Source organism: Acidobacteriota bacterium, assembly GCA_034211275.1.
In the GTDB taxonomy this organism is placed as follows: Bacteria; Acidobacteriota; Thermoanaerobaculia; order Multivoradales; family JAHZIX01; genus JAGQSE01.
Map to the genome: position 1 here is coordinate 29,215 of JAXHTF010000044.1, position 9,958 is coordinate 39,172.

Here is a 9,958-nt window from a genome sequence, read left to right on the forward strand (position 1 = left end):
AAAGACCTCCACCCTCCCCCTGCTCTCAGCCCTGGCCTGCTCTTGGGCTCTAGCACTGCTACTGCTAGCTGGCGGGCCGGCACTGGCTCAGGTTTCTAGCCCGAGCTGTGCAAGCGAGTCGGACGTGCCGCTGGTGCCGACGGATTTGGCGTTGTGTGAGCGGTTGGAGAAGCAGGTGCGGGAGCCGGGGGCGTTGCCGTTGGATGAGTATGAGACGGTGCTGCAGGAGTATCTGCTGGGCTATTGCCACCGGAATTCGAAGGCGGGGTGGAAGCGGGACAAGCGGATTCGGGATACAGGCCCCTACATCGCCACCCTGGAGGATGGCCAGTGGGTGGGGAACTACCACGGAACGCATGCGCCGGTAGTGATTTGGTACTCGCCGGAAATGATGAAGTGGCTGAAGGCCAATCGGCCCGAGGAGGACGGAGCTGCTCCAACGCAGGTCCAGCCCATTCCCGACGGAGCCGTCCTGGTCAAGGAAATGTTCCAGCCGCCCACCGAGCCCTGCTTCGACATCGACCCGCTCCGCCTCTTCCCCACCAGCGGCGCGGCGATCATGGTGCGGGACCGGCAGGCCTCCCACGACGGCTGGTTCTGGGGCTGGTTCGGGATGGAAGCGGTGTCCCCGGACTGGCCACCGCCACCGCAGAACTCCTACCCCAACATGGGCTTTGGCCAATATTGCGTCAACTGCCACGCTTCGGCTCAGGACAATCTGACCTTCTCCTCCCTGACCAATATCGAGGGCGAGCCCGGCGAGCCGCTGGTCTTCCTCAGCCAGGGCTTCTTCGCCGCACAGGTGAAGCCCAGCCACCACCGGCTGGTGACCCTACCCACCGACGACGCGGCGCGCCTGGGGCAGCCCCTCTACGGCTACAACCCGGAGGTGGTGAAGACCTTCCCCGCCACCCCCTTGCCCCGGCCGACCTGGAACTCGGTGGAGATGATGCCGTCGGAGACCTACGACAATGTGTGGGTGCAGGCCGGGAAGATCACCCCGGCGAGTCAGTTCATCACCTCGGACCAATGCATCGGCTGCCACGACGCCGGCGGCACCGGTCTGCAATTCGACATGACCACCCCCAATCCCCACGGGGACAACCTGATCAACCTCAGCCCCTACGCCACCTGGCGCACCTCGCCCATGGGTCTCGGGGGCCGGGACCCCATCTTCTTCGCCCAGCTGGCCAGCGAGATCGACACCTTCCATCCCGACGAGTCGGAGCTGATTCAGGACACCTGCCTGGGCTGCCACGGCATTCTCGGCCAGCGCCAATTCGCCATCGACCAGCCGGACGTGCCGGGGCGCGAGCAGGATGAGAACTGCGATCCCTTCCTGCGCCGCTACGCCAACTCGGTCCCCTACCCCGACGACAACCCCACGGCGCCGCTGGCCCAATACGGCGCCCTGGCCCGGGACGGTATCTCCTGCACCGCCTGCCACCACATGGTGCTCACCGAGGCGGAGCGCGAGGAGTACGCCAAGCTGCCCCAAAACAACTGCCTCGAGAAGCGTCAGGACTTTCTCAATCCGGGCCTGGAGGGATTCGCCAAGACCTTCACCGGCAGCTTTGTGGTGGGCTCCCCGGGGGAGCTCTACGGACCCTTCGACGACCCCAAAACCATGCCTATGGACCATGCCCTGGGCATCGTCCCGGTGGCCAAGGCGGATATGACCAGCTCGGAGGTCTGCGGCTCCTGCCATACGGTGCATCTGCCGGTCTTCCACGACGGCAAGATCCTGCGCCGCACCTATGAGCAGACCACCTACCCCGAATGGGCCTTCAGCGCCTACCGCACCGGTTCTACCCCCGATGGCCCCCTTCCCGGCGGCGCCGGCGACCGGCCGGAGACTTGCCAGCAATGCCATATGCCCAGCGCCACCGACGACGGCACTCCCTTCGAGAGCAAGATCGCCGGCATCCAGGAGTTCTCCAACTTCCCCCAGGCCGAGTACAACCTGAGCCCGGAGGACATCGACCTGCCGGTGCGCCGGGATTACGCCCATCACGACCTGGTGGGGCTGAACGTCTTCTTCCTCAAGATGGCCCAGCAATTCCCCGACGTGCTGGGCATTCGCACCCAAGACCCGATGCTCACCTCCAAGGGATTGGACCCGCTGATCTACACCGAACAGGTGATGATCGACAACGCCGAGACCTACACTGCCCGCATTTCCGTCGGGCAGCTGGAGCGCACCGACGAGGTCCTCAGCGCCACCGTGCAGGTGGAAAACCTCACCGGCCACAAATTCCCCTCCGGCGTCGGCTTCCGCCGAGCATTCTTGGAAGTCTCGGTGCTCGACGCCCGCGGCGAGGTGCTGTGGGCCTCCGGCCGCACCAACGGCGCCGGCCTGTTGATCGACGACCAGGGCGATCCGCTGCCCGGCGAGCTGTGGTGGAAGGACGATTGCTCCGGCCTGCTCAATCCGGACAAGCTGGTCTATCAGCCCCACTACCAGGTCATCGAGAGCCAGGACCAGGTGCAGATCTACCAGGAGCTGGTCACCGCGCCGGCGGACGTCCCCGACCCCCAATGCGGCGAGGACCCCACCCCCGGCGGCCACTTCACCACCAGCTTCCTATCCATCTGTCACGAGGAAAAGGACAACCGCCTGCTACCCCACGGTTTCCTGCCCTACGGGGAGCGATTGGAAATCTCCCAGGCCCTGGGGGCCGGCGAGCGGCTCGCCCGGGAGACCGGCTCCGACGGCGTCGGCGACGACCCGGACTACGATTGTTCGAAGGGACCCTGCGGCGGCGGCGACTCGCTCATCTACAAGGTGCCTCTGGCGGAGCTCTCCCGGCCCCCGGCCAGCGTCCAGGCCACTCTCTACTACCAGGCGACGCCGCCGTACTACCTGCAAGACCGCTTCTGCACCTCGAAGAGCGCCGACACCCAGCGCCTCTACTTCCTCACCGGCCACCTCAACCTGGCCGGCACCCAGGCCGAGGATTGGAAGCTCGAGCTGGTCAGCGCTACGGCCAAGCTGCCGGCGAAGCTGAAGCCGGCGCAGACGTCGAGTGCGCGCTGAGGATCAAAGACCGGCTTTTGGCGGCTAGCAGCCCGCCGGCACAATAGAGCCCCGGAAGGGGCGACAGCATCTAGCCCGGGGCGCAAGCCCCGGGTGTGCTAGCAGCCCGTCGGCACCCCGTCAAAGAAGTCCACCACACCGGTAGCGAGGTCGTACTCGGCGCCCACCACCAGGAGCTTCCCGGCGGCGATGAGGTCTTCGAGGATGCGCGAGCCGTGGCGGAGGCCATGAGCGGAGGCGCGGACGTTGGCGCGGACCGCCTTCGCCACCAGCTCCTCGGGGCGATCTTTGAGCTCGGTCTCCAGCAGGCTCGCCACCGCCGGGGTGATGCGCTCGACGATGGAGCGGAGGTTGGGGCTTTGGTTCTCTGCCGGCCGCTGTAGCTCGTTGAGGGTGGCGGTGACGGCACCGCAGGTGGAGTGGCCAAGCACCACCACCAGCGGCGTGCCGAAGGTGGCGGCGGCGAATTCGACGCTGCCGACCTGGGAAGGCGACACGACGTTGCCCGCCACCCGGATGACGAAGAGGTCTCCCAACCCCTGGTCGAAGACCATCTCCACCGGCACCCGGGAGTCGGAGCAGCCGAGGACGATAGCGAAGGGACTCTGTCCCGCCACCAGCGCAGCGCGTTCCTGATGGCTCACCGCGGAGCTGGTGCGCAGGGCTCCTGCAACGAATCGTTGGTTCCCCTCGCGGAGACGGCTAAGCGCTTCTTGTGCAGTCATCATGATGCGGGAGAGTAGCAAAACTCCACCGGCTCGGCAGCTTTGTCGAAGCCTTGCAACTCTCGCCCAGCGACCCTTACACCGGCGACGGATCAAATGCATCACATGCTATAAAGAGAAGTCACACTCCCAACGGAGGTGCATCTCATGCGCTCGATCTCGACCTCAACCCACGGTCCAATTCTTGGCAGCCTCACGGCGCCCCTTCTCTCGGCCTTCTCGCTGAGCACCCTGGCCCTCACTTTCCTCACCCCGGCCACGGCTCCGGCCTTCGCGGAAGAGCCCCTCGACGTGCTCCTCTTCACCCGCGCCGAGGGCTTCGTCCACGGCTCCATCTCCGACGGCATCGCCATGATCGAAGACATCGCCATGGAGGAGCAGCACACGCTGACGGTGACCGCCAAGACCGATCTCTTCACCGCCGGATCTCTTGCCGCCTTCGATGTCGTGGTCTGGCTTTCCACCACCGGGGACGTCCTTGACGATCCGGAACAGGCGGCCTTCGAGGGCTTCATCCAGAACGGCGGAGGTTACGTAGGGATCCACGCCGCCGCCGACTGCGAGTACGACTGGCCCTGGTACGGCGACCTGCTGGGCAACGGCGCCTGGTTCCGCTCCCACCCCGCCATCCAGACCGCCACCTTGGTGCTCGAAGATCCGGAGCATCCCGGCGCCGGCTTCCCTGACGCCATGACCTCCTTCGAGGAGGAGTGGTACAACTTCCGCGCCAATCCCCGCCCCGCGGTCAACGTCCTCTACACCCTGGACGAAAGCTCCTACGACCCCGGCGGCGGCGCCATGGGGGACGATCACCCCATCGTCTGGGCCCACGACTTCCAAGGCGGCCGCGCTTTCTACACTGCCCTCGGCCACCGCAGTCAGACCTACTCCGACCTACGCTTCAAGAACCAAATCCGCGGCGCCATCCGCTGGGCCGCCGGCGCGGTCTTCTCCGATGGTTTCGAGTCGGGGGATTTCGGTGATTGGTCGCGGGTGGAGCCGGGGAAGTTGGAGCGGCACCGTTTAGGGTTTCAGAAACCGTAGTTCAGACATCCGACACCGAACCACAGCCAAGTTCATGCTCCGCCTCGCGCTGCAGCCTTCGTCAGCCTTCGAGATCTCCGTGGTAAATTGAGATATTGACTGGCAGCTGGGTTCAGATCTCCCGACTGCCATCGCAGGAGCCGAAGATATGGCATCGACACCCAACTCGACTAGAAATGCAGAGACGTCTTCCCCGTTGAGCAATCTCCAGCTCGAGCTACTGAAGCTCTATAGTACGGGGGTCAGCTCCGAGGATTTATTGGAGGTCAAGCGCCTTCTTGGACTCCACTTTGCCCACAAGGCGACGCAGGAGGCAGATCGTCTTTGGGATGAACGCAGGCTCACCGACGAGGACATGGATGCCTGGTTGAATGAGTGATCCCGGTCTCCGCGTCGTTCTCGATACCAACGTTCTTCTCGTCTCCATCTCGTCCCGCTCGAAATTCCACTGGATCTTCCGGGCCCTTCTGGAGGGTCGCTTCGTCTTGGTGCTCAGCAACGAGATTCTGAGTGAGTACGAAGAGATCATCGGCCGGAAGCTCAGCCCCACTGTTGCCCTCGATGTCGTTCGCACTCTCCTCTTCCTGCCCAACGTCGAGCGCATTGAGCCCTCGTTTCGCTGGCGGCTGATCCCTGCAGATCCAGACGACGACAAATTCGTCGACTGTGCCGTAGCCGGCAACGCACCCTTGCTGATCACCCAGGATCGGCATTTCGAAGCTCTCCGAGAATTGGACTTCCCTCCCCTCGAGCCTCTCAGCATCGAAGACTTTGAGAACCTCCTCCTGGCCCCAGGTCGCTCATCCTAGCGACCAGCGGCGAGGCTTCTCGCTCTTCCTGAGTGGGCACCTCGGAGCCGTCAGCCTCCCTCGCCGAAGGTCCCCCGCGGCACCCACACCGGATCTCCATCGAAGCCCTCCGACTCGGTGAGCTGCTCGACCTCGGTGCCGTCGGGGCGCATGCGGAAGAGCTCCCAATCGCCGGTGCGCTCGGAGCTGAAGACGATCCAGCGGCCGTCGGGGGAGTAGCGTCCCACCAGCTCGTTGCCTTCGCTGGCGGTGAGGTTGACGGCCTCACCGGGCTGGACGGTGCCGTCGCCGGTGTCCTCTTCGCCAGGTCGGAGCGACAGATTGTAGAGGTCGGCGTCCCCTTCGTCGTAGCGATAGAAGAGGATCCCTGCGCCCTCCGGCGCCCACTCGGGGTGGCCTTCGAGGCTGGGGTGGGAGGTCAGGTTGATGAGCTCGCGGGTGGCCAGATCGAGGCGGTAGACCTCCTGATTGCCGTCCCGGCGGGAAACGAAGAGCACCGCATTGTCCTCGGGAGACCAACGGGGTTGGAGATCCTCCGCCGGATGCTCGGTGAGACGCACCGGCTCTTCGCCCTCGGGATCATCGTGAAGAAGCAGCAGGAAGACGTCGCGATTGCCCGCGCGCACCGCCGAGTACAACAGCCGCTGGCCATCCACCCACTCCGGCACCTCGTCCCCGGCCGGGTTCTCCCGCAGAAAGGTGGGAGCAGCCTCTTCCGGAGAAGAACTTCCCAGCCTTAGCTCGTAGAGCCCGGCGGAGAGATTCTCGTCCCCCTCGGTGGCGAAGGTCAACGACTGGCGCTCGGGCACCCAGCGCGGACCGAAGACTCCGGGAGGAAGATCCGTCAGAGTGGTCAGCTCGCCGCTCTCCGGATTCAAACGGTAGAGCTGATTGCTGCCGCTACGGCCGGAAAGGAAGACCAGGTCGTAGGCGACGTCTCCATCGTTCTCCCCGCTCTCCCCATCCTCACCCTCTTCCCCCCCTTCCTGACGAGCCTGGGCGTCGGCCTCGGCAACGTCTACCCTTGGGGCCGGTTCTTCGACAGGCTCGGGGCCGCACGCAACGGCAAGCCCGAGGGGCACGAGCACCAGCAGGACACGGGGGATCGAGGGATTGGATCGGGGACTCATCATGCAGCTCTCCTTCGGGCAGCGGTTCCGAACGGCAGTGATTCTGCCAGATCTTTCGTCACCGCATGCCCGTCCGATGAGCTGGGGGATGAGCTGAAGGATTAGCCGGTGGGCGAGCCGGAGCGGGATCCGGCAGCCTGGGCCTTCGGCTCGAGGCTGCGCTTTAGTACTTGACGCTACAGCCGTAGGGCTTGGTGGTCTGCAACGCGGGCTGCTGGCCGTCCATCACCGCGGAGAGAGCGGCGACGACGTAATTCTCCGCGCCCTCGATGTCCGCCTGGTCGGTGGTGGGCTTGTCGTCGATGGCACCGTTGTAAACCAGGTTGCCGTCGGGGTCGATGATGTACATGTGGGGAGTGGTGCGGGCGCCGTACATCTTGCCCACTTCGCCCTCGGGATCGAGGAGAACGGCGGTGGGAGCGGCGTCATGTTCCGCCGTCAGCTCGGCGGCCTCCGCCGGGGAGCTATGCCCTTGCTTGCCGGGGGCGGAGGAATTGATCGACAGCCACACCACGTCCTCACCGGTGTAGCGCTTCTGCAGAGCCTGCATATTGCCGCTGTCATAGTGCTTCTGCACGAAGGGGCACCCGTAGTTCAGCCATTCGAGCACCACCACCTTGCCGCGGAACTCGGACAGGCTGTGGGTCGCGCCGTCGGCGCTGGGCAGGGTGAAGTCGGGGGCGGCCTGATTGACCTGGACGGCGGCGGTGGCGGGAATCGGCAGAACGACGGCGACCATCGCCGCGAGGAAAAGCGTGAACAAGAGATGTCTCATTTCGCTGAGTCTCCTTGGAGTCTTGTTGAGGTTCAAGAGGTCTGCGACCGGCGGTCGCTGGATGATCGAATCACTCGCAGGACGAGATCCGGGCTGAGCACCGTGGGCAAAACCTCCGGCGGTGCGCCGGAGTCCGGCGAATAGAAGAGATTGAGCGGCACTCCGCTGCGCCCGTGTTCTTCGAGGGCGGCGGTGATGCGCGGATCCTGGTTGGTCCAATCCCCGCGCACCAGGGCGATGTTGCGCTCCTCGAGCTCCCGCAGCACCCGATCCGAGCCGAAGACCACCCGCTTGTTGACCTGGCAGGTCAGACACCAGCGAGCGGTGAAGTCGACGTAGACCGGCCGGCCTTCGGCGCGCAGATCGGCGACCAGCTCCGGGCTCCAGGTCAGCCACTCGAGGCCGGCTTCTGAAGTCGACCCGGCGGCGGTCCCCGTCTCGGCATCGGCCTCGAGGAAGGCCGGGGAAAGCACCAGCGCCACGGCACCGACAGCGCAGAGCGCCGCCAGCGTCACCCCGACGCCCTGCAACCACCTCCGGCGAGCCCCATCTCCAGCCCGATCCCGAGACATGCGCGGCGCCAGCCAGGCGGCGAAACCGGCGAGGAGAAGGGCAGCGAGGACCACCATCACTCCCGGTGTCCCGCGCTGGGCGGCCAGCACCCAGACGAGCCACAAAACCGTGGCGAAGAGCGGGAAGGCCATGAGCTGCTTGAGGGTCTCCATCCACGGGCCAGGCCGCGGCAGCTTGCGCAGAGCGGCGGGGAAATAGACCAGAGCGACGTAGGGGGCAGCCATGCCGGCGCCGAGGGCGGTGAAGACGGCCACGGCTACGGGCGGCGCCACGACGGTGGCGAAACCGACAGCGCTGCCCATGAAGGGAGCCGTACACGGCGTGGCCACCGCCGTCGCCAGGACGCCGCTCCAAAAAGCACCGCTGGCGCCCCCATCGTGGGTCGCTGCCGACGCCGCGCGGCCGGCAAAGCGCTGACCGAGCTCGAAGACACCGAGAAAGTTGAGGGCCAATGACCGAAGCCGGTTATGTTGGTGAAGATGTTGAAAATATCATCCTGAAACTGTTGCAGGCCGCCGATTACAATGTGGAGAAGGCGCAGCGTGGCATCGTTTATATCGATGAGGTGGATAAGATCAGCCGCAAATCCGACAATCCGTCCATCACGCGCGATGTTTCGGGCGAAGGGGTGCAGCAGGCGCTCCTGAAACTTATGGAAGGCACTGTCGCGAGTGTGCCCCCGCAAGGCGGGCGTAAGCATCCGCAGCAGGAATTCCTGCAGGTCGATACCACCAATATCCTGTTTATCTGTGGCGGCGCATTTGCCGGTCTGGAACGGATCATCTCCCATCGGGGACAGAATTCATCGGTCGGGTTTGGCGCCGATGTGCGTGTGCCTGATGATCGCAAGACGGGTGAGGTGCTGAAAGAGCTTGAGCCGGAGGATTTGCTGTCGTTTGGCCTGATTCCTGAATTTGTCGGCCGTCTGCCGGTGCTGGCGACGTTGAGCGATCTTGACGAAGCGGCCCTGGTCGAAATTCTGACAAAGCCGAAAAATGCTCTGATAAAGCAGTTCCAGCGTCTGTTTGATATGGAAGATGTCAAGCTCTCCTTCTCGGATGAGGCTTTGCATGCCATTGCCAAGAAGGGCATTGCGCGGAAAACCGGTGCACGCGGTCTGCGGTCGATTCTTGAGGCTATCCTGCTTGATACGATGTATGACTTGCCGAGCCTCGAAGGCGTCGAGGAAGTCGTGATCAGTGGTGAAGTCGTGGATGGGAAAGCAAGTCCGCTTTACATCTATTCCGACAGGGAGCGGCGCGAAGATATCGGTACGTCTGCCTGACTGGTTTCGCGCAGCCGGACAACAGACCGGGCAGCCCGCCCGGTTTGGTCTGGCGCTTGATGCGAAATGGCGCTTTGACCATCTGGATAGTTTCGCCGTTCACCGCCTTTTTGTTTACGCTATCTCTCCCGTTTTGCCGACAGCTTGAATTTCGCGCGCGGAAGGGCCACATCAGGTGTCGAAAAGCGTGCTTCAATCTAGGCGCTTTGCGGCCGTGGGACCATTTCTGGCAGTTGGCGGAAGATGGGAATCGGCGCAAGATAGACAATCCGCGAGGCCCATAAAGGGATCGAATTATGCAAAGTAGCAGTTCTTCACAAACGAATATCTTTCCGGTCTTACCGCTCCGCGACATTGTGGTGTTTCCGCATATGGTTGTGCCGTTATTTGTCGGGCGCGCCAAGTCGATCAATGCGCTTGAGCATGTCATGCAGGCCGATAAGCAGATCATGCTTGTTGCCCAGCGCGAAGCGGCTGATGATGATCCGGGATCCGAAGACATTTATGAAGTCGGCACGATGGCAACGGTCACCCAGTTGCTGAAGCTGCCTGACCAGACCGTCAAGGTGCTGGTGGAAGG

The 9,958-nt window shown here is 64.0% G+C and carries 9 protein-coding genes and 1 pseudogene; 6 read left to right on the top strand and 4 right to left on the bottom strand.

Going from position 1 to position 9,958, the window contains the following annotated elements; all coding sequences use genetic code 11:
• The first annotated feature begins 133 nt into the window (after positions 1-133).
• Positions 134-3,037 (top strand): cytochrome P460 family protein, encoded by a 2,904-nt coding sequence (locus tag SX243_09705; GenBank protein MDY7093234.1) that lies wholly within the window; start codon positions 134-136, stop codon positions 3,035-3,037.
• 98 nt (positions 3,038-3,135) lie between these two features.
• On the opposite strand, the gene SX243_09710 is transcribed toward SX243_09705, so the two are convergent.
• Positions 3,136-3,765, bottom strand: coding sequence for a carbonic anhydrase (locus SX243_09710; GenBank protein MDY7093235.1), 630 nt, complete (start codon positions 3,763-3,765; stop codon positions 3,136-3,138).
• A gap of 144 nt (positions 3,766-3,909) precedes the next feature.
• On the opposite strand from SX243_09710, the gene SX243_09715 reads away from it, so the two are divergent.
• From SX243_09715 to SX243_09725, 3 genes are all read left to right on the top strand, one after another.
• Complete coding sequence (locus SX243_09715; GenBank protein MDY7093236.1) at positions 3,910-4,806, top strand: ThuA domain-containing protein; 897 nt, start codon at positions 3,910-3,912, stop codon at positions 4,804-4,806.
• A gap of 148 nt (positions 4,807-4,954) precedes the next feature.
• Positions 4,955-5,185, top strand: a complete 231-nt coding sequence (locus tag SX243_09720) for a hypothetical protein (GenBank protein MDY7093237.1) — start codon at positions 4,955-4,957, stop codon at positions 5,183-5,185.
• The gene (locus tag SX243_09725) at positions 5,178-5,615 is read left to right on the top strand and encodes a putative toxin-antitoxin system toxin component, PIN family (protein ID MDY7093238.1); all 438 of its coding nucleotides are present in this window, start codon (positions 5,178-5,180) and stop codon (positions 5,613-5,615) included. Before SX243_09720 ends, SX243_09725 begins: the two co-directional genes overlap by 8 nt.
• A gap of 50 nt (positions 5,616-5,665) precedes the next feature.
• On the opposite strand, the gene SX243_09730 is transcribed toward SX243_09725, so the two are convergent.
• The 3 genes from SX243_09730 to SX243_09740 form a co-directional block, all read right to left on the bottom strand.
• Positions 5,666-6,748 carry a hypothetical protein gene (locus SX243_09730; protein ID MDY7093239.1) on the bottom strand — a complete coding sequence of 361 codons (1,083 nt, stop codon included), beginning with the start codon at positions 6,746-6,748 and terminating at the stop codon, positions 5,666-5,668.
• 160 nt (positions 6,749-6,908) lie between these two features.
• Positions 6,909-7,520, bottom strand: coding sequence for a thioredoxin family protein (locus SX243_09735; protein ID MDY7093240.1), 612 nt, complete (start codon positions 7,518-7,520; stop codon positions 6,909-6,911).
• A gap of 32 nt (positions 7,521-7,552) precedes the next feature.
• Positions 7,553-8,545, bottom strand: a complete 993-nt coding sequence (locus SX243_09740) for a thioredoxin family protein (protein ID MDY7093241.1) — start codon at positions 8,543-8,545, stop codon at positions 7,553-7,555.
• On the opposite strand from SX243_09740, the pseudogene clpX reads away from it, so the two are divergent.
• Both clpX and SX243_09750 read left to right on the top strand, forming a co-directional pair.
• Positions 8,545-9,378 (top strand): annotated as a pseudogene (gene clpX / locus SX243_09745) (ATP-dependent protease ATP-binding subunit ClpX). The gene SX243_09740 and the pseudogene clpX overlap by 1 nt on opposite strands.
• Positions 9,379-9,674: 296 nt before the next feature.
• Positions 9,675-9,958 (top strand): LON peptidase substrate-binding domain-containing protein (locus SX243_09750; protein ID MDY7093242.1); only part of this gene is annotated, 284 nt, incomplete at its 3' end.